Below are 19,718 nucleotides of genomic sequence, written 5' to 3' on the forward strand. Positions count from 1 at the left end.
TATATCTCTAGCTAAGGTATTTTTTTTTCGATAAAAAGCTGGTTAAATGTGATCCGACATTTGCCAGCTTTTTCATTTGACTTTGAGGGCGTATGTGAAAGCAGAACGTCTAGTTACGAATTTCTTGTATCGCCCATTTGATTTTAGATACCACGTCTGGATCGCTATCTTGCAAGTGTGCTTGCAATGCAGGAAGACTGCGTGGATCTGCTAAATCACCTAAGGCATGCGCCACTTGTTGTCTGACGTAAGGCGAGGTATCGGATAATAAAGGCAATAATTGTGTTGACCAGTCGCGTTCACCGCAGTCACCAATGGCGCGTGCCGCTTCTGCGCGTACTAAGTGATTCGGGTCCTTCAGCATTAAGGCAATAACGGGAATGGTTTCGTAGAAACGCATTTCACTTAAGCCCCATAATGCCAGACGGCGCACATTGGCGTCATCGTCATGTAGTGCCAAAATCAAGGGGGCAATTGCACGTCGCTGTTTGAATGATGCGACATCGCTCGCATGACGTACCGCAAAATCGCCACTACGTAATGCATTTGCTAATGCATTGAAATTCGGATTATTCAAAGCTTCTAATGCAATGGCTGCACGCTTGCCAGCATCTCCGTGACTACTTCCATTCGATTTAGTATCAACAAAAAGTTCTTGTGGCCACCTGGTTTGCTCGCCGACTAAGCTGATACTGCTGGTAACGACGATCAATACCAAAGTGATGAGGCTAGTGAATGTCCAGTCGAGCGAGGAAACAGGTTGTCTGCTTTTATGCGGATCGAGAATCGCTAGTATGCGTTGATATAAAGTTTTGCCGCGGGCAGCCAAGGCTGTCGCAGCATCGTGCTTTGCCTGCGATTTGGCGTTTGCAGCTTGAGAAACCTGAACTAACATTTCGGCGTAATGAGAAGGGCGGCCTCCCATGCGTATCACGGTGTCGTCGGCGGCACATTCCATATTGAAACGGAGTTGCTTTTGCATGGTCCAGATCAAGGGATGAAACCAATACAAGGCTGTAATTAATCTTGCCAGCATCAATGTGAGCCAGTCGCGATTCGCAATATGCGCCAGCTCATGGCGCAAGATGTCGTCGGGCTCTTGATATTCGTAGCTTTTGAGATCAACGATAATGCACGGTCGCGATAAACCCCAGCTAATAGGCGCGGTGACCTGTGCGGAAAAGTATAGATCGACCGGACGGTTAATTTTGTATTGTTGGAGTAGGCTTTCTAATCGTGTATGCCAACGCTGATATTTTTCCTCATTTTCTTTTTTTGTTGGTTTGCTTGAAAGTGAAAGCTTTAGTTTTTGTTGCAAATTTGCGAGGCGCCATAAGTCGAAGATCAGTTTGCTAATAAACAGTAAGGCGATAAGCACATACGTAGCAATGAACATCTGGCTAGAATTCGGCTCGCTATCTGTCAGTTGTTGATGAGCTGCGATGTAGCCTAGTTTGGGTAGATTAGGCAAATTGAGCGCGGCGTCACTTACAGCAGACCAGGCAAGTGGTGCATTCACAGCAAGGGTCGGGAGTATTTTCCAATCGAAGACCAGTGAGATGGGGGCAAAGAAAAGCCCCGCCAAAGTCAAATAAGCTGCTAATGCACGCTTGGCCGCAGACAACTTCTGCAAACAAGCGAGTACCAGCAGGACGACTATCAAAATCAGGCTTATCTTTCCTAGAGCATTGATACTGTCAAGTAGTGTGATGCTATATGTGGAGCCAAACAATGCATTCAAACTACCTGTTTGCATTAACGTCCTTCCTTCTTGGCTTTATCAATTATGGCTTGGAGTTGATCGATTTCCTGTTCACTTAATTTCCCCGACATGCCGAGCAATGCAGTGGCTGCACTGGCGGGCGAATTATCGTAGAAAATACCAACCAATTTCTTTAAAGCCGAGTTGGCTACCTTTTTCTTTGCTTGCACCGCCCTATAGAGATACCGTTGGCCTTCTTCTCTATGGCATAAAACGCCTTTGTCTTCCAGACGCGCCAACATGGCACGGATCGCTGAATTACTGGGTGGATCTTCTAGTGCTTCTTGTATCTGCGCAGCGGTTGCTTCTTGCAGGCGGTAAATGATTTCGACAATTTGACGTTCACGCCAAGGTAAATCTTCGATGCCAATGCTATCCATATGGTTTGAATACTTAAGAAAGTAATGCGATTGATTATTTGATAGAACTTACGCAAAACAGAAGCGGGCGTTGTTGTGTTCACCTCGGCTTGCAATTGCACTGTATTTGGCTCCGCGCCCCTACCCAAGCTTCGCGGTAGGGTTCTAGCCAACGCAATTCTGCGTAAGTCCTATTTGATTAATTGGTTTATTTTTGCTGCAGCGCTTGTTCCGCTTTTTGTAAATTATCTTGGTAACCCTGCAATGCTTTAGGACTACGTTGCGGATTGGCTTTGCCCAATGTTAACGCTTTTTGAAACTGTTTGCGAGCCTCTTCGTAGCGCTGCAAATTAAGTAAGGCTTCGCCATGACTGTCGTAGGCATTATCAGATTGTGGGAATTGCGTCACGTTGTACGCTAAAACTAATTCCGCGAGTGTGCCTTGTTTGGCCTTGAGCATCAGATCAAAACCGAGCTGATTGATCTCCGCTTCAGAAAACTGCGATGCTTTTAATGCTGTATTGACGCTATTAGTCGCACTAGCAATCTCATTGGCAGAGATCTCTTTCCCTGCTTTTTCCAAGTCTTGCATCAAGGTTTGCTTTGCTTTTTGTTTTGCTAATCGTCTAGCTTGTTTTTGCGCTTCTTTATCGAGTTTTATAATCACATCTTCAATCGCTCTGGTCACCAGATGTGGCTCATCTAATTGAATATGATGGCCGCTGTTCGAAGTCACTACATGTGCGCCGTTTGTGAATTGTTGGAAAAGCTTGGCATGTAAATCACGTTTAACTTGTAAAGCTGGCGCAGTTTCTTGGTAAAAAGGATTGTTACGCGTTGCTTGTACTGAGGTCAGGATAACCATAGGCACATCAGGGAGTGCCGCTGTATTTGGTAATTTCGCCTGATCAAAAATTTGTTGAACTAAGGCCAAATCAGCTTTCGCGGCAGGCGGTGCCATATTTTCTAAGCGTTTTTGATCTTGCAGCACTTTTTGTGCGTCGAGTTTTTTTAACTCCGATTCTAAAGTCTCATTCGCTGGATCAACCAATACCAGTCCCGCAATTTTTTGTGGAAAACGTGCTGCGTGTTGGCGGACTACCCATCCACCATAGGAGTGTCCAACCAAGATAATCGGTGTTTTGATTTGCAATGCTTCTATCAGTTGTTGTAACTCGTCGGTATGTTGAGCCAAATTCATAGCCTGGGGACGGGCTGGAGATTTTCCAACGCCCGCACGCGAGTAGACAAGAATCTGTGCATGTTTAGTAATTTCGGGTGCGACTTTGTGCCAAACACTTAAATCGCTCATGAAGCCCGATTCGAAGACGACGGTGTAAGGCCCGTCTCCAGCTAATATCGCATGTAACTTACCATTGGCGACATCCACCATTTTCTCGGTGTTCTGCGCATAGGCTATTGAACTATCGAGCATTGTGCTTAAAACAAGCAGCAGGCTTAAGAAGATTTTTTTCATGATATTTTCTAGTAGAGTAGGGCCGCGTCTTTACATTATGTGATTATTAATAGATCGGCTTTACAGTTTCGTTTATTTGCTACTTTTGTAGCATGCTGCAAGTGTAGCACTATTATTTTTGAAATGTCAAATCCAGACAATGATAGTGATGATTTAAAGTAAGAATGATGAATGTGTTGCCATTGCTTGCTAAGGACAAATGCTTTAGATGGGTAGTGAGGCGGGATTGGGTAGCTACTAAAATTAAAGTGTGCTTTTTGAATTTAGATTGGAGTAACGTACTTTTTTGTAAATTACCCCAAGTAATTAGAGCGAATTATTTGACAGATTTCAGCTATTTTATTGCTTGTTTTAGTTTTTTATCCTTCATGAACCGTTATATGCCGCTTCTAGCACAGCGACTTCGATTTTGCCCATAGCCATCATCGCTTTCATCACGCGGGCAGAGCGCTCTGCATCGTCGTCTTGCAACATCGTGACCAAACTGCGTGGAACGATTTGCCATGAAAGCCCAAATTTGTCTTTGAGCCATGCGCAGCGACCTGGACTGCCACCTTCCGATAATTTCTCCCAATAATGGTCGACTTCTTCTTGTGTTTCGCAATCCACAAAAAGCGAAATTGCTTCCGTGAATGGAAACTGTGGACCGGCATTTAAGGCTAAAAATTCTTGACCTTCTAATTCAAAACGCATGGTCAATACTTTGCCATTGAGCTCAGGTACAGCATCTCCATAACGAGATACATCAAGAATTTGACCAGTTTCAAAAATGCTCAGATAGTAATTGACCGCTTCTTCTGCGTCGAAGTTAAACCACAAGCAGGGCATAATTTTTTTCATCTAGCTTCCTTGTTAGATTTTCAGAGTTCTACTAATTTTTCGAAACCACCGTAGATCAAACGTTTGCCATCAAATGGCATAGGCAAGGTTTCTTGTGCGAAGCGTGGATCAGCCATTATCTTTTCCCATGCGGCATCGCGAACCTCTTTGGATGGCCAAGTCATCCAAGAAAACACGACGGTTTCATCGTCCTTGCACATGACGGCTTGCGGAAATGAGGTGAGTTTACCTGGCTGCACGTCATTGCCCCAGCATTCAACGATACTGATAACCCCGAATTCTTTGAAAAGGGCGGCCGACTTTTTTGCGTAAGATTTATAAATCTCTCGGCTTGCGGTCGGTACAGGGATAATGAAGCCGTCTATGTAGTTCATGTTAGAGCTTTCCAAAAGAATGTATATCTTCAATTAATCGCGTCTACAAAATGTTGGGAGGTATGACAAAAAAGCTATCATCAGCCTTTCGCTCAGATTTCATCGCTGAACTCTAATGAAATTAATCATAAATAAAGTAAGTTTATTGAGTGTAAATATCTCAAGTTGATCAAGCAAGGCAAATATTTGGTTTGTTCCAGATTAACGACTTACGGTACCGCTAATTCCAGCGATAAATCGAAAAAATGCTGAGAACATGACATTTAATCTGCCGATATTGTGTCAAAATATGTGCTTCGTGAAATCTCGCTTTATTCGTCTTTTTTGCTGTTTTGGCTCTTAAAATGAGCGCAAACTTCTTGGAAAACATCATTTTCCCTTCGCACTGAGACTTTGTATAGGCAATAACAAGTTGCTTGCATGATCGCTGTTTAGTGTGTTTAACCACTTATCCGTACGATCCGCGCAGATACTTTGGTCAGGCAAACTAACGAATAGTCGGATTTAGGTTGAGTTACTTTTGGCCTGTTTTCTTGTATTCTTACCAATAGACTAGTACTCCCGTAACGTTTTTGTTTGTTTATGATTTATCTCACATTGGAGTTTTAACATGTTTCAGCACGTCGAAGCCTATGCAGGCGATCCTATTCTCTCCTTGAATGAAGCGTTCGGTAAAGATACCCGCCCAAACAAGATTAATTTGTCGATTGGGATTTATTTTGACGATAACGGCAAGATTCCTATGTTGCCGTCCGTTCGTGCAGCGGAATTAAAAGTAGTGGCAGCAGCTGGTGCGCGTCCTTATTTGCCGATGGAAGGTGCTGCGAATTTCCGCACTGCAGTTCAACATTTGTTGTTTGGTGCCGATCGCCCAGCGGTCAAAGAAGGCCGTGTCGTGACTTTGCAAACTGTCGGATCGAGTGGCGGATTGAAAGTCGGTGCTGATTTCGTTAAACGCTATTTCCCTGAAGCGACGATGTTGGTAAGTGATCCAACTTGGGATAATCACCGTGCGGTATTTGAAGGCTCTGGTTTGCCAGTTAAAACTTACCCTTACTATAATTCTGAAACAGGTGGACTGCGTTTCGACGAAATGCTGGCGAGCCTGAAACAAGCGGAAGAAAAATCGGTGGTCTTGTTGCATGCGTGCTGCCATAACCCAACTGGCGTGGATTTGACTAAAGCCCAGTGGGAGCAATTGGTACCAGTTTTGAAAGAACGTAACCTGATTCCGTTCTTGGATTTGGCTTATCAAGGTTATGGTGATGGTATTGAAGAAGATGCTTTTGCGATCCGTTTGTTGGCTGATCAAGGTTTGAGTTTCTTCGTCGCGAATTCATTCTCCAAGAGCATGAGTTTGTATGGTGAGCGTTGTGGTGCTTTGAGTGTGGTGTGTCCAGATGCGGCACAAGCTGTGAACGTTTTGGGTCAAATGAAAGCCATCATTCGTCGTAACTATTCTAATCCGCCTATGCACGGTGGCCAGTTAGTCGCGACGGTATTGACTGATCCAGAATTGCGTCCTATGTGGGAAGCAGAAGTGGTAGCGATGCGCGACCGTATTCAAACGATGCGTAAAGCTTTGCACGATATGTTAGTTGCCAAAGTACCTGGTCGTGATTTCAGCTATTTCTTAACTCAACGCGGCATGTTCAGTTACACCGGATTGACAGCAGCACAGTGCGATCGCCTGAAAGAAGAATTTGCTGTGTACCTTGTGCGTTCCGGTCGTATGTGTGTTGCTGGTTTGAATACGCGTAATGTAGAAGCAACAGCAGCGGCAATGGCAGCGGTTTTGGCTTAATACCAGCTTGCTTTTGTAACGATCTGAAGTAAAAAGGACAGAATTTTCTGTCCTTTTTTTATTGTTTGTTCGATGTGAATTTCAGATTTTCAATGTCTTTGCGATCGTACTGTTTTTAGATTCTGTGATAAATCCTAATGCCATCTGCAAGGTACTTGCCTCACCAGTTGTCCAGGCTTGGAAGATTTTTTGTGATTGTGTACTCAAGTTGCGTAAATGTTGTTTTTCTAAAAGATCGGATAAGCGCCGCGCCACTGCTTCGCCAGTATCGATGATATGAATTGGTTTTACTTGATCGGCCTGATGATCGCGAATTATCTGGCGTATCTGCTGTTCGATGAAGGGGTAGTGCGTGCAGCCCAATACTAGGGTATCCACACCTTGATCGAGTAAGGGGGGAACATAGCGTTGCAATAAATCCAAAATGGCAACGGACTCTAGGTCACCTTGTTCAATTTGATTCACTAGGCCGACACAGGCTTGCGGAATGAATTTTGTTTGTGTTTCGCGTCCAAGCTGCTCACTAAGTCGATTAAATTTTTCACTCTGTAAAGTGCTGCGGGTTGCTAGGACACCGACAATCTTACTCGCGCTGCGTGCCGCTGCTGGTTTGATACCAGGCTCCATGCCGATGATGATCAATGTAGGATAACGTTCGCGCAAGGTGCTAACGGCTGCGGCTGTGGCCGTATTACAGGCGATAACCAAGGCCTTAATACCTTGTTGTATGAAGAATTCAGTAATCTTGAAGCTGCGGGCAATCAATTCTTCATTGCTGCGTTCGCCATACGGCGCGTACGCCGTATCAGCAATGTATAAGAAATTTTCAAGCGGTAATTGCTCGCGCAAATGCTTGAGCACCGACAAACCGCCGATGCCAGAGTCAAACACGCCAACAGGCGCATTGCTGTCGGCGTCATTTGTTTCTGGATGCGTATTTACGGCATTAGGCAACTGGAATAATCCCGATTTTTGCTTGCCATTCTTTTGGACCCGTATTGTGAACGGAAGTACCCGTAGAGTCGACCGCGACAGTCACAGGCATATCAACCACGTCAAATTCGTAGATAGCTTCCATACCCAAATCGGCAAAGCCAACCACTTTTGCAGTCTTGATTGCTTTGGATACGAGATACGCCGCGCCGCCGACTGCCATCAAATAAGCTGATTTATGGTTCTTGATCGATTCAATTGCCGCAGGGCCTCGTTCCGCTTTACCGATCATAGAGATCAAACCAGTTTTCTCTAACATCATGTCGGTGAATTTATCCATGCGCGTTGCTGTTGTTGGACCCGCTGGACCAACTGCTTCGTCGCGCACTGGGTCAACTGGACCGACGTAGTAAATCACTCGATTAGTGAAGTCAACTGGCAAAGTTTCGCCTTTTGCCAGCATGTCTTGAATACGCTTATGCGCGGCATCACGACCCGTCAACATTTTGCCATTTAACAGCAAAGTTTGACCTGGCGTCCAGGATGCGACTTCTTCTTTCGTCAAAGTATTGAGATCAATACGTTTGGATTTTTCTGTATCCGCTACCCAATGTACATCAGGCCAGTTTGACAATGATGGTGGCTCCATGTAGGTTGGGCCAGAGCCATCTAAGACAAAGTGTGCGTGGCGTGTTGCTGCGCAGTTCGGGATCATCGCGACTGGCTTTGATGCCGCATGAGTTGGGTACATATTGATCTTCACGTCCAAGACCGTCGTCAAACCACCCAGGCCTTGTGCTCCAATGCCGAGCGCATTGATCTTGTCGCAGAGTTCGATACGGAGTTCTTCGGTTTTATTTTGTGGCCCACGCAATTTGAGTTCGTGCATGTCGATGTCTTCCATCAAGGATTCTTTCGCCATCAGCATCGCTTTTTCTGCCGTGCCGCCGATACCGATCCCGAGCATGCCCGGCGGACACCAGCCAGCACCCATAGTCGGTACGGTCTTCATGACCCAGTCAATCAAAGAGTCGGACGGATTGAGCATGACGAACTTCGATTTGTTTTCTGAACCGCCACCTTTAGCGGCTAATTGCACATCGACTGTATCGCCTGGCACCAGTTCCATGTGAACGACTGCTGGCGTGTTGTCTTTGGTGTTTTTACGATCGAACAAAGGATCCGCAACGATAGAGGCGCGTAAGACATTGTCTGAAAAAGCGTAACCACGACGTACACCTTCATTCACAGCGTCAATAATCGAGCCAGAGAAGCCTTCAAAACGCACGCTCATGCCAATTTTTAAGAATACATTGACGATACCAGTGTCCTGACAAATTGGGCGTTTGCCTTCAGCGCACATGCGGGAATTGGTCAAAATTTGCGCAATCGCATCTTTCGCTGCTGGGCTTTGTTCGATCTCATAAGCACGCGCTAAGTGCGCGATGTAATCGGCAGGGTGGTAATAGCTAATGTATTGCAAGGCTGCTGCAACGGATTCGATGAGGTCATCTTGTTTAATTATGGTAGTCATTGTTGGCTCTTGGCTTAGGAATGAAAAAGAAAATTAATGTTTTTGTGATTGTTGCTGTGTTCTAGTCATCAATTGATCGCAATACGCGATGGCTAATGCTGACAATAGGAACACCACGTGTATAACGGTTTGCGCAATAAGGTCTTTGGAATCGTAGGACTTGACGTTGATAAAGGTTTTAAGCAAATGAATTGATGAAATACCGATGATCGCCATGGCTAACTTAACTTTGAGTACCGTTGCATTCACATGTGATAACCATTCTGGCTGGTCAGGATGATTTTGCAATCCCAAGCGAGAAACGAAAGTTTCATAGCCGCCGACGATTACCATGATTAACAAGTTTGAAATCATGACTACGTCGATCAAGCCGAGCACCACTAACATGATCGTGGTTTCATTGAGTTTAGTCGGTCTAGCTATGGCTTCAACACCTTCTTTGCTGTGATTTGCCGCTACAGAAACTGCATCGAGCAGATGCTGCAGCGCGGTGGCGTCACCCATCGCAGCGCGAATAAGGTCAACGAGCTCAACCCAAAAATGAAAAACATAAACGCATTGCGCCAAAATCAATCCCAAATACAGCGGTAATTGCAACCAACGGCTGGCAAAAATAAACTTGGAAATAGGAGATAGTTTTTGTATTTCAGTAGTTTGTGGAGTATGGGGCATGCATAGCCTTTTTAACTATAGATAAAGAATACATTGTTCACGCCAAATAGGTCATTTCTTTAATGCAAACGATCTTTAAGACGAATATAAAATTTGCCCGCATTTTACACCGATGACCGGGTAATGTCTGCGGCTAAGCCTAATTGAAGTTTGCTTGCGTTAAATCAAGTTGGTCTGTCGTATGGGGCTCTAATACCACTCATTAAAAAATAGCTTTTTTGTGTAGCTAGCCTTAGAATCAACGTCAAAATACGGTAAGTGGTGAATATCAAAAAGCCTTAAGGTCAGTTTGGCAAATATTCGTCGAGAGTTTCGATGAAGGAATCGTCTATGCATCTGTATACGCTGCGAGGTTTTTTGATATTCACAACAGCACGGAGACAACATGTCGGATCACGAATTAAAGACTGAATCACGTATATTCCCCCCGCCCGCAGATTTCGTAGCTAAGGCTGAGATTTCAGGTATGGATGCTTACAATGCACTCTGTGCTGAGGCTGCCGCTGATTATGAAGGATTTTGGGCCAAGCTCGCCCGTGAACACCTGCATTGGCATCAGCCTTTTACTAAGACTTTGGATGAATCCAATGCGCCATTGTATAAATGGTTCGACGATGGTTTGCTCAATGTGTCCTACAACTGCCTTGATGTGAATCTGCAAAAAGGTCTGGGCGATAAGGTTGCGGTCATTTTTGAAGCTGATAGCGGTGAAGTCACCAAAATCACCTATAAAGATTTACATGGCAAAGTCTGTCAATTCGCCAATGGCTTGCGCTCACTAGGTATAAAAAAGGGTGATCGTGTTGTCATTTACATGCCTATGTCAGTTGAAGGCGTGGTTGCGATGCAAGCATGCGCCCGTATCGGTGCAACGCATTCGGTCGTGTTTGGCGGTTTCTCGGCTAAATCCCTGCAAGAGCGTATCGTCGACGTTGGTGCGACATTAGTGATTACTGCCGATGAGCAAGTACGAGGCGGCAAACATTTGCCTTTGAAAGCGATTGTGGATGAAGCTTTAGGTCTCGGTGATTGCGAAAAAGTTTCCAAAGTTGTTGTGTATAAACGTACTGGCGGCAATGTACCGTTTAATGCAGCGTGTGATTTGTGGATGCATGAATTGGTTACGAATCAAGCGACCGAATGCGAACCAGAATGGGTCAATGCCGACCACCCACTGTTCATTCTTTACACGTCGGGGTCGACGGGGAAACCGAAAGGCGTACAACATTCTTCCGGTGGCTATTTATTGTGGGCGATGCTCACGATGAAATGGACTTTCGATATTAAACCGAACGATGTGTTCTGGTGTACGGCAGATATCGGTTGGGTGACTGGTCATACATACATTACGTATGGTCCATTAGCGATGGGAGCCACAGAAATCGTTTTCGAAGGTATTCCAACCTATCCAAATGCTGGCCGTTTCTGGGACATGATACAGAGGCACAAAGCAACGATTTTCTATACTGCACCAACTGCGATTCGTTCTTTGATTAAAGCAGCCGATGGCGATGCGGCGATTCATCCGAATAAATACGATTTAAGTTCATTGCGTTTGCTTGGCTCGGTTGGAGAACCCATCAATCCAGAAGCATGGATGTGGTACTACCGCAATATCGGTGGTGAGAAATGTCCTATCGTGGATACATTTTGGCAAACCGAAACGGGCGGTCACATGATCACACCATTGCCCGGTGCAACGCCCTTGGTGCCAGGTTCATGTACTCTGCCTTTGCCAGGTATTATGGCGGCAATTGTCGATGAAACTGGTGCTGATCTGCCAAACGGGCAGGGCGGTATCTTGGTGGTAAAACGTCCATGGCCTTCAATGATACGCAATATCTGGGGGGACACGGAACGCTTTAAGAAGAGTTACTTCCCAGAAGAATTGGGTGGTAAGACTTATCTGGCGGGTGACGGCGCGATTCGCAATAAAGATACGGGTTACTTCACCATTACCGGTCGTATTGATGACGTTTTGAACGTCTCCGGTCACCGAATGGGTACAATGGAAATCGAATCCGCTCTGGTAGCGAATCCTATGGTTGCAGAAGCAGCGGTAGTTGGTAAACCTGACGATACAACTGGCGAAGCAATTTGCGCTTTCGTCGTGTTAAAACGTAGCCGTCCAACTGGCGATGAAGCGAAACAAATTGCTTTGGAATTGCGTAATTGGGTAGCTAAAGAAATTGGCCCAATCGCAAAACCTAAAGAAATTCGTTTTGGCGATAATTTACCGAAGACCCGCTCTGGAAAAATTATGCGTCGCTTATTGCGCGTGTTGGCAAAAGGTGAGGAAATTACGCAAGATATCTCGACTTTGGAAAATCCTGCGATTTTGGAGCAATTGAAACAAGCCCAATAGTTGTATCGCGATCATAGTGCATCAAGTAGTGCGCATTACGCAAAACCTCCCAGCTTGATCGGGAGGTTTTTTTATTTAGATTTTCTATTGGGGGTAAAGAGTAGCGTGCATAGTCAAAAATGCTCAGCACTCAAATAGCACAGCAGGTACGTCTATTGGACAGTCTAAATAGGAACATCCTTGTGTTCGTTTGAGAACTGATAGTTCAGAAAAATTCAGTCAGTTTATGACGTTGAAAATCTCATTTGATTCGACTTATATCACTTCAAACGAGCGTCACACATAAAAATGATGGTAGCTTATTTGGGATTGGCACATTGAACTGTACAAGTTCAAGCAACAAGGGAAAGTCATACGATTCTTAATCGGGCTTGCAGCATGTATGAAGCCGGTAAGTTGCATTATTCAATTAAAAAAGCCGATCAGTCTCTGGAATGCATTGAAAACAAGGTGGCGAGAACCTCTATGCCTTGTCAAGACTGGTGTGGAATAGGGCTGATAGTCGCTCGCGATTTGAGTTTTCTTTTATGGCAGATGCGTTTGTCTGCGGCCGCCTTTAACCTTTAAATTGATTTTCGTCGAGGCGTTTCACGGTTATACTTGAGAAATTCCAAACTGTGTACTTAGGGGTTTTTCCTGAGAAAACGCGACAACTCAGTTTTTTTGCTCAATTTCCAAATTAAGAATCAGCATGACGCCAGTTAAAGATCGTAAGCCTAAGGGCAGTTTTAAGTTATTCCCACGCGGCGCGAGAAAAAATAATGGTGAACTTCTTGGCGCACCACGCAAGCCTTCTCGTGGCATTTATTTATTGCCAAATGCTTTCACTACAGCTGCATTGTTTTGTGGCTTTTATGCCATAGTGATGGCAATGAATCAAAAATTCGAGCACTCTGGCCTCGCCATATTTGTAGCCATGGTGTTGGATAGCCTCGACGGTCGCGTTGCTCGCATGACCAATACGCAAAGCGAATTTGGCGCGCAATACGATAGTTTGTCGGACATGGTGTCGTTCGGTGTGGCGCCGGCTTTGATCGCCTATGAATGGGCTTTGAAAGGCATGGGTAAATTAGGGTGGTTGGCGGCATTCGTCTATTGCGCTGGGGCTGCTTTGCGTCTCGCACGATTTAACGCAAACATTACCGTGGTGGATAAGCGTTATTTTCAAGGTTTGCCAAGCCCTGCAGCTGCGGCTTTGGTGGCGGGTTTCATTCTATTAATGGATGATTTGGCGATACCGGGCCTAGATGTGCGCTGGTTTGCTTGGAGCGTGGCTTTATTCGCAGGTTTGACGATGGTGACGAATGTGCCATTTTATAGTTTTAAAGATTTGAATCTGAAACGCTCGGTCCCTTTTATCGCACCATTCTTAATCGTGCTAGCCTATGTTGCTGTGGTCAGTGATCCACCTAAAGTTTTATTTGCATTGTTTGTGATTTATGCGCTCTCTGGCTATGTCTTGTTGCTCTGGCGCTGGCGCAACGGACGTCCTGTGAGTTTGATGCAGTTGACGTCGGAGTCTCATGAAGGCAAAAACGACGACATTAAGAAATAATTGAGGCTGGGCTATTGCGCTTTTGTGGAATCCCGCTTATAGTCTTTCTCATGAAATTCCCATCCACGACATCACATGCTCAAAAAGCATTCATTGAAGCAGATCGCTCCGGTCTGCTTTTGTCGTTGGCATTACCAGCTGCCGCTATCCTGGCATCTCTACTAGCTTTGTCTCTAGCGAACACGCTACTAGCGCTCGCGCGCTAAATCCCATTACCCCACAACTTGAGTAGTCTCTCACCCGTGTGCGTCTTGCAAGGGGCGGGAAAGCTCTATTCAAGTCATCGAGTTTTACTCGACAGTTTCAAGCAATTTCACTATCTTATTTCGGTATTTTCGGAGGCAAACATGGCAGACAAACTCATCATATTCGACACAACTTTGCGTGACGGCGAACAATCCCCTGGTGCATCTATGACCAAGGATGAAAAGGTGCGCATCGCTCGTCAACTAGAGCGTTTAAAGGTCGACGTGATTGAAGCGGGTTTTGCTGCTGCGTCTCCGGGTGATTTTGAATCGATTAAAGCGATTGCTGCGGCGGTGCGTGAGCCGATAATCTGCTCATTGTCACGCGCGAATGACAGAGATATTTCACGTGCTGCTGAAGCTTTAGAAAAGGCCCAACGCAAACGCATTCACACTTTCATTGCGACTTCACCCTTGCACATGGAAATGAAGTTGCGCATGAGCCCGGACCAGGTGCTTGAGCAAGCAATTCAAGCGGTTCGTTTTGCGCGCAAATTCACCGACGATGTGGAGTTTAGCCCAGAAGATGCGAGTCGCTCAGATTTTGATTTCCTCTGCCGTGTGATTGAAGCAGTGATAAAAGAAGGTGCGACCACGATTAATTTTGCAGATACGGTTGGATACGGTGTGCCGGAGTTGTATGGAAATACCTTGAAGCGCTTGCGTGAAACGATACCGAATTCCGATAAAGCGATCTGGTCTGTACATTGCCATAACGATTTAGGTATGGCTGTCGCGAATTCTTTGGCCGGCGTCATGATTGGTGGTGCGCGGCAAGTCGAATGTACGATTAACGGCCTTGGTGAGCGTGCAGGCAATACTGCCTTGGAAGAAATCGTGATGGCAGTTCGCACCCGTAAAGATCATTTTAATTTGGACATTGGTGTCGATACCACGCAGATCGTCGCGACTTCGAAAATGGTTTCGCAAATCACAGGCTTTGCCGTGCAGCCGAATAAAGCAATTGTAGGCGCAAATGCTTTTGCTCACGCATCCGGTATTCACCAAGATGGTATTTTGAAAGCGCGCAACACCTATGAAATCATGCGTGCTGAAGATGTAGGCTGGAGTGCGAATAAAATCGTTCTCGGTAAGCTTTCAGGTCGGAATGCATTCAAGCAACGCTTGCAAGAACTCGGCATTGCCTTGGAATCTGAGACGGAAATCAATGCGGCCTTCGCCCGTTTCAAAGAACTCGCCGATAAAAAATCTGAAATTTTTGACGAAGACATTATGTCGGTCGTCGCGGATGAAGAGCATTCACATGATGCGGATCATTATCGTCTGGTTTCTATTAGTCAGCATTCAGAAACTGGCGAACGTTCTTCTGCAGTGGTTGTGATGACTATAGGTGATAAAGAGAAATCTTGTATTGCGCAGGGTAACGGTGCTGTGGATGCTATCGTTAGCGCAATTGAATCGGAAGTGAAGAGCGAAGCAGAACTGTTGCTGTTCTCAATAAATGCAATTACGGCGGGAACGCAATCACAGGGTGAGGTAACGATACGCTTGAGCAAAGCAGGGCGCATCGTGAATGGCGTGGGCGCAGATCCTGATATCGTCGTGGCTTCTGCCAAGGCGTATATTTCTGCTCTGAATAAATTGCATTCTAAGGTTGAGAAGCTGAATCCGCAGATTTAGGAATCTCTTTATATTATTAAAACACCTCCCTCTGCAGAATTCAGGCTGAGGGAGTTGTTTCATGTTTTGCCTTGAGTTTTCACTATTTTTCATGCTATAGTGGCAGTCTCATCAAATTCTGATGGGGTTTATTAATGGTATTTCACGATATCGACGGTGTTGGTTCAAATACCTAACTCTTGATATCGCATGTAAAGGAAATAAGATGTCTATCGAAAAAAGTGCAAAAGCCGCTATCGTTGCGGATAATGCCCGTGGTCAAAACGACACAGGTTCTCCAGAAGTGCAAGTTGCTTTGTTGACTGCACGCATCAATGACTTGAACGGTCATTTCAAATCTCACTCTAAAGATCACCACTCACGTCGTGGTTTGATTATGATGGTTAACCGTCGTAAGAGTTTGTTGTCTTACCTGAAAGGTAAAGATTTGAACCGTTATCGTTCATTGATCGAAAAACTCGGCTTGCGTAAGTAATCTACTCATCAGAGTATTTTGCTAAACACAGCAAAGAATTAAAGTAAAAAGCCTGCGTCAGTTTGACTGATGCAGGCTTTTTGCCTTTAGGGCATCTAAATTTGCTTAAAATTTGGACGCCATTGGCAGTGGTAGTAGTAAAAGTGTTGGAAATAGTTAAGACTTACGCAAAATTGCGCTAGCTAGGCGCGTCGCCGAAGACAGTGCAATTGTACGGCGAGGTGACAGCAACGACGCTAGCGTCTGTTTTGTGTAAGTCCTAACAGTAAGGGTGATTCGAAGCTGAGTTGCTTGTGGTGAGGTGAACGACAGCCCCTGGAAATCTGTCGGAAAATAGTGAAAGGACACATTGTGTTTAATAAAGTTACGAAAACATTCCAATACGGTCAACATACAGTGACCTTGGAAACAGGTGAAATCGCACGTCAGGCTTCTGGCGCGGTATTGGTATCAATTGAAGATACCGTTGTATTGGCAACAGTTGTTGCGAAAAAAGATGCCAAGCCAGGTCAGGACTTTTTCCCATTGACCGTCGATTACTTGGAAAAAACCTACGCAGCTGGTCGTATTCCAGGTGGCTTCTTCAAGCGTGAAGGTCGTCCATCAGAAAAAGAAACATTGACGTCGCGTTTGATTGATCGCCCGATTCGTCCATTGTTCCCAGAAGGTTATTTGAATGAAGTGCAAGTGATCGTGCACGTGTTGTCTGTGAACCCAGAAATCGATCCTGATATCGCAGCAATGATCGGTGCGTCTGCAGCGATTTGCGTATCTGGTATTCCATTCAGTGGTCCAGTTGGTGCGGCGCGTGTTGGTTATATCGATGGTCAATATGTATTGAACCCAACTGCAACGCAATTAAAAACTTCCGCTATGGATTTGGTGGTTGCTGGTACAGAATCCGCTGTGTTGATGGTGGAGTCTGAAGCGCAACAATTGTCCGAGGAAGTCATGTTGGGCGCGGTTGTGTATGGTCACACACAAATGAAAGCAGTCATCGATGCGATTCATGATTTGGTGCGTGATGGCGGCAAGCCAGAAGTGCAATGGGCACCAGCGGCTAAGAATGAACCTTTGATTGCTGCAGTGACTGCAGTAGCAGAGCCATTGTTGCGTGCTGCTTATCAAACTAAAGAAAAACAAGCGCGTACTGAGCAGCTGAAAGCAGCAAGTGCGGCGGTGAGTGCAGCTTTGGCTGAGCAAGCGGCCGCGGCTGGCTCAGCAGCGCCGGATTCCGGTGATGTCGGTAACATCATGTTTGATCTGGAATCAAAAATCGTTCGCTCTCAAATTTTGGATGGCGAGCCACGTATCGATGGCCGTGACACACGCACTGTACGTCCTATTACGATCCGTACTGGCGTATTGCCACGTACGCACGGCACAGCCTTGTTCACGCGCGGTGAGACACAGGCCTTAGTGATTGCGACTTTAGGTACTTCACGTGACGAGCAAAAGATTGATGCTTTGATGGGTGAATACTCTGACCGCTTCATGTTGCATTACAATATGCCTCCATTTGCGACAGGTGAAACTGGTCGCGTTGGTACACCTAAGCGTCGTGAAATTGGTCATGGTCGTTTGGCAAAACGTGCATTGCAGGCAGCATTGCCTTCACCGGAAGATTTCAGCTACTCAGTGCGTTTGGTTTCTGAAATTACAGAATCCAATGGTTCCTCTTCTATGGCGTCTGTTTGTGGTGGTTGCTTGGCATTGATGGATGCGGGTGTGCCGATGAAAGCGCACGTTGCTGGTATCGCGATGGGCCTGATTAAAGATGGCAATAAATTTGCTGTATTGACGGACATCTTGGGTGATGAAGATCATCTCGGCGATATGGACTTTAAAGTTGCTGGTACAGCAGAAGGTATCACTGCTCTGCAGATGGACATCAAGATTCAAGGTATCACTAAAGAAATTATGCAAGTCGCTTTGGCGCAGGCTAAAGAAGGCCGTGATCATATCTTGGGTGAAATGCAAAAAGCAGTTCCAGTCGGTAAAGTGGAATTGTCTGATTTTGCACCACGCTTGATAACTATCAAGATCAACCCAGAAAAAATCCGTGATGTGATTGGTAAAGGCGGCGCGGTTATTCGTGCATTGACTGAAGAAACTGGTACGCAAATTGATATTAGCGATGAAGGTGTGGTAACGATCGCTTCGGTTGATGCGGCTGCTGGTCAAGAGGCTAAACGTCGTATCGAAGAATTGACGGCGGAAGTCGAAGTTGGCAAGATCTACGAAGGTACAGTCTTGAAGTTGTTGGACTTCGGTGCGATCGTGCAAATCATGCCAGGTAAAGATGGTCTGTTGCACATCAGTCAAATCGCCAATGAGCGCGTGAATGCTGTTGCTGACTACCTCAAAGAAGGTCAGCAAGTGCGTGTGAAAGTCTTGGAAACCGATGATCGCGGTCGCTTTAAGTTGTCGATGAAGGCAGCTGCTGAAGCTGCAGCGCCAGTTGCTGATGCTGCTCCTGTGGAAGCTGCGCCGGAAGCCTAAGAACTTTCCTTTATTGTTTGGCGATCTATGATTGCTGAAAATAAATCAGCGTAGAATGAAAACCGTTCGGGGGAAACTTCGAACGGTTTTTTTTATTGAGTGTCGGCATACTTGTAGCGCAATTTTGTTTGGAAGATAAATAATGCGAGCAATCGAAATTACCCAATTCGGCAAGCCCGATGTTTTGCAAGTCTGTGAGCGGCCGATCCCGGTTCCTGGTACTGGGGAGGTGCTGATACGTGTTCGCGCCGCTGGCGTCAATCGCCCCGATGTCTTGCAGCGTATGGGGTATTATCCAGTACCGACTGGCGCTTCTGATTTGCCTGGTCTGGAAGTGGCGGGTGAAATTGTTGGTGGTGATTTGGCTGATGCTGAGTTTGCTATTGGCGATTTGGTGTGTGCCTTGGTGCAAGGTGGTGGATACGCTGACTACTGTGTGGCACCCGTGGTGCAATGTTTGCCTGTTCCAAAAGGCTTGAGCCTGATTGAGGCGGCGTCTCTTCCAGAGACTTTCTTTACTGTATGGTCAAATGTATTTGATCGTGCCGAGTTATCTGTTGGTGAGACTTTGTTAGTGCATGGTGGTACTTCGGGAATTGGTGTGGCGGCAATACAGATCGCGAAGGCTTTGGGGGCTAAGGTGTTTGCAACGGCTGGATCTGATGTGAAGTGTCGAGCGGTAGAGGAGCTTGGTGCGCTTCGTGCAATCAATTATCGTACCGAGGATTTCCTTGAGGTTGTACGAGCGGAAACTGCAGGTAAGGGCGTGGATGTGATACTAGATATGGTAGCTGGAAAATATCTCGCGAGAAATATCGATAGTCTGGCTGATGATGGGCGTTTGGTGGTCATTGCGCTCTTAGGTGGGGCAAAGGCTGAGCTCGATATGTCACAAGTATTGCGCCGTCGTTTGCATGTAACTGGTTCAACTTTGCGTCCGCGTTCAATTGAATTTAAAGCTGGGATTGCGCGAGCCTTGCGCAATAGGGTTTGGCCTCTATTGGAAAATGGTAGGGTTAAACCCATTATCTACCAGGTTTTTCCTTTGTCTCAAGCAGCAAAAGCGCACGAAATGATGGAGGAGAGTCAACATATTGGTAAGCTTGTGCTTGAGTTGTAATTCATGTATTGGTTTCGGCGGTTAAGGCTGACGATCCTTGATATTGCTTATGGTTTTGGC

16 protein-coding genes are annotated in these 19,718 nt (G+C 45.8%); 8 read left to right on the forward strand and 8 right to left on the reverse strand.

Features of this window, described 5'->3' with window-relative positions; translation table 11 throughout:
• Positions 1-109 precede the first annotated feature (109 nt).
• From ACO0KZ_RS08300 to ACO0KZ_RS08320, 5 genes are all read right to left on the reverse strand, one after another.
• Positions 110-1,756: a HEAT repeat domain-containing protein gene (locus ACO0KZ_RS08300; RefSeq protein ID WP_422994615.1), complete on the reverse strand. Its 1,647-nt coding sequence runs from the start codon at positions 1,754-1,756 to the stop codon at positions 110-112.
• A complete protein-coding gene (locus ACO0KZ_RS08305) occupies positions 1,756-2,142 on the reverse strand; it encodes a BlaI/MecI/CopY family transcriptional regulator (protein WP_422994617.1) in 387 nt (128 codons plus the stop codon). Before ACO0KZ_RS08305 ends, ACO0KZ_RS08300 begins: the two co-directional genes overlap by 1 nt.
• A 187-nt stretch (positions 2,143-2,329) precedes the next feature.
• Entirely contained in the window at positions 2,330-3,598 is a 1,269-nt protein-coding gene (locus ACO0KZ_RS08310) for an alpha/beta fold hydrolase (protein ID WP_422994619.1), read from the reverse strand.
• A 366-nt stretch (positions 3,599-3,964) separates the two neighbouring features.
• Positions 3,965-4,438 carry a VOC family protein gene (locus ACO0KZ_RS08315; protein WP_422994621.1) on the reverse strand — a complete coding sequence of 158 codons (474 nt, stop codon included), beginning with the start codon at positions 4,436-4,438 and terminating at the stop codon, positions 3,965-3,967.
• A 20-nt stretch (positions 4,439-4,458) separates the two neighbouring features.
• Positions 4,459-4,812 carry a DUF1428 domain-containing protein gene (locus tag ACO0KZ_RS08320; RefSeq protein WP_422994623.1) on the reverse strand — a complete coding sequence of 118 codons (354 nt, stop codon included), beginning with the start codon at positions 4,810-4,812 and terminating at the stop codon, positions 4,459-4,461.
• 610 nt (positions 4,813-5,422) lie between these two features.
• On the opposite strand from ACO0KZ_RS08320, the gene ACO0KZ_RS08325 reads away from it, so the two are divergent.
• Positions 5,423-6,616, forward strand: a complete 1,194-nt coding sequence (locus ACO0KZ_RS08325) for an aromatic amino acid transaminase (protein WP_422994625.1) — start codon at positions 5,423-5,425, stop codon at positions 6,614-6,616.
• Positions 6,617-6,697: 81 nt separating this feature from the next.
• Here the strand turns inward: ACO0KZ_RS08325 and murI are convergent, their stop codons facing one another.
• From murI to ACO0KZ_RS08340, 3 genes are read right to left on the reverse strand one after another with little or no spacing between them, the layout of a single operon-like run.
• Positions 6,698-7,570, reverse strand: coding sequence for a glutamate racemase (gene murI / locus ACO0KZ_RS08330; RefSeq protein ID WP_422994627.1), 873 nt, complete (start codon positions 7,568-7,570; stop codon positions 6,698-6,700).
• Positions 7,563-9,083: a fumarate hydratase gene (locus ACO0KZ_RS08335; protein WP_422994629.1), complete on the reverse strand. Its 1,521-nt coding sequence runs from the start codon at positions 9,081-9,083 to the stop codon at positions 7,563-7,565. The genes murI and ACO0KZ_RS08335 overlap by 8 nt, the downstream gene beginning before the upstream one ends.
• Before the next feature lie 33 nt (positions 9,084-9,116).
• Complete coding sequence (locus ACO0KZ_RS08340) at positions 9,117-9,755, reverse strand: TIGR00645 family protein (protein ID WP_422994631.1); 639 nt, start codon at positions 9,753-9,755, stop codon at positions 9,117-9,119.
• A 385-nt stretch (positions 9,756-10,140) separates the two neighbouring features.
• Here ACO0KZ_RS08340 and acs point away from each other — a divergent pair, with 385 nt between their 5' ends.
• The 7 genes from acs to ACO0KZ_RS08375 all read left to right on the forward strand — a co-directional run bounded on the left by acs (position 10,141) and on the right by ACO0KZ_RS08375 (position 19,658).
• Entirely contained in the window at positions 10,141-12,120 is a 1,980-nt protein-coding gene (gene acs, locus ACO0KZ_RS08345) for an acetate--CoA ligase (RefSeq protein WP_422994633.1), read from the forward strand.
• A gap of 691 nt (positions 12,121-12,811) precedes the next feature.
• Positions 12,812-13,675, forward strand: coding sequence for a CDP-diacylglycerol--serine O-phosphatidyltransferase (gene pssA / locus ACO0KZ_RS08350; protein WP_422994635.1), 864 nt, complete (start codon positions 12,812-12,814; stop codon positions 13,673-13,675).
• 50 nt (positions 13,676-13,725) lie between these two features.
• Positions 13,726-13,881, forward strand: coding sequence for a hypothetical protein (locus ACO0KZ_RS08355; RefSeq protein ID WP_422994637.1), 156 nt, complete (start codon positions 13,726-13,728; stop codon positions 13,879-13,881).
• A 141-nt stretch (positions 13,882-14,022) separates the two neighbouring features.
• Positions 14,023-15,561 carry a 2-isopropylmalate synthase gene (locus ACO0KZ_RS08360; RefSeq protein WP_422994639.1) on the forward strand — a complete coding sequence of 513 codons (1,539 nt, stop codon included), beginning with the start codon at positions 14,023-14,025 and terminating at the stop codon, positions 15,559-15,561.
• Positions 15,562-15,766: 205 nt separating this feature from the next.
• Positions 15,767-16,036: a 30S ribosomal protein S15 gene (rpsO, locus tag ACO0KZ_RS08365; RefSeq protein ID WP_186889867.1), complete on the forward strand. Its 270-nt coding sequence runs from the start codon at positions 15,767-15,769 to the stop codon at positions 16,034-16,036.
• Positions 16,037-16,387: 351 nt separating this feature from the next.
• Positions 16,388-18,538 carry a polyribonucleotide nucleotidyltransferase gene (gene pnp, locus ACO0KZ_RS08370; protein ID WP_422994642.1) on the forward strand — a complete coding sequence of 717 codons (2,151 nt, stop codon included), beginning with the start codon at positions 16,388-16,390 and terminating at the stop codon, positions 18,536-18,538.
• A gap of 142 nt (positions 18,539-18,680) precedes the next feature.
• Complete coding sequence (locus tag ACO0KZ_RS08375) at positions 18,681-19,658, forward strand: NAD(P)H-quinone oxidoreductase (protein WP_422994644.1); 978 nt, start codon at positions 18,681-18,683, stop codon at positions 19,656-19,658.
• Positions 19,659-19,718: the final 60 nt, after the last annotated feature.

Source organism: Undibacterium sp. Di24W (genome assembly GCF_049340325.1).
Lineage (GTDB): Bacteria > Pseudomonadota > Gammaproteobacteria > Burkholderiales > Burkholderiaceae_D > Undibacterium.

What these genes read in the sequence shown, in the direction of transcription:
- ACO0KZ_RS08335 (WP_422994629.1), bottom strand. Translation starts at nt 9,083, where the DNA reads ATGACTACCATAATTAAACAAGATGACCTCATCGAATCCGTTGCAGCA.
- ACO0KZ_RS08375 (WP_422994644.1), top strand. Translation starts at nt 18,681, where the DNA reads ATGCGAGCAATCGAAATTACCCAATTCGGCAAGCCCGATGTTTTGCAA.
- ACO0KZ_RS08315 (WP_422994621.1), bottom strand. Translation starts at nt 4,438, where the DNA reads ATGAAAAAAATTATGCCCTGCTTGTGGTTTAACTTCGACGCAGAAGAA.
- rpsO (WP_186889867.1), top strand. Translation starts at nt 15,767, where the DNA reads ATGTCTATCGAAAAAAGTGCAAAAGCCGCTATCGTTGCGGATAATGCC.
- ACO0KZ_RS08310 (WP_422994619.1), bottom strand. Translation starts at nt 3,598, where the DNA reads ATGAAAAAAATCTTCTTAAGCCTGCTGCTTGTTTTAAGCACAATGCTC.
- pssA (WP_422994635.1), top strand. Translation starts at nt 12,812, where the DNA reads ATGACGCCAGTTAAAGATCGTAAGCCTAAGGGCAGTTTTAAGTTATTC.
- ACO0KZ_RS08340 (WP_422994631.1), bottom strand. Translation starts at nt 9,755, where the DNA reads ATGCCCCATACTCCACAAACTACTGAAATACAAAAACTATCTCCTATT.
- ACO0KZ_RS08300 (WP_422994615.1), bottom strand. Translation starts at nt 1,756, where the DNA reads ATGCAAACAGGTAGTTTGAATGCATTGTTTGGCTCCACATATAGCATC.
- ACO0KZ_RS08305 (WP_422994617.1), bottom strand. Translation starts at nt 2,142, where the DNA reads ATGGATAGCATTGGCATCGAAGATTTACCTTGGCGTGAACGTCAAATT.
- ACO0KZ_RS08325 (WP_422994625.1), top strand. Translation starts at nt 5,423, where the DNA reads ATGTTTCAGCACGTCGAAGCCTATGCAGGCGATCCTATTCTCTCCTTG.
- acs (WP_422994633.1), top strand. Translation starts at nt 10,141, where the DNA reads ATGTCGGATCACGAATTAAAGACTGAATCACGTATATTCCCCCCGCCC.
- ACO0KZ_RS08320 (WP_422994623.1), bottom strand. Translation starts at nt 4,812, where the DNA reads ATGAACTACATAGACGGCTTCATTATCCCTGTACCGACCGCAAGCCGA.
- ACO0KZ_RS08355 (WP_422994637.1), top strand. Translation starts at nt 13,726, where the DNA reads ATGAAATTCCCATCCACGACATCACATGCTCAAAAAGCATTCATTGAA.
- ACO0KZ_RS08360 (WP_422994639.1), top strand. Translation starts at nt 14,023, where the DNA reads ATGGCAGACAAACTCATCATATTCGACACAACTTTGCGTGACGGCGAA.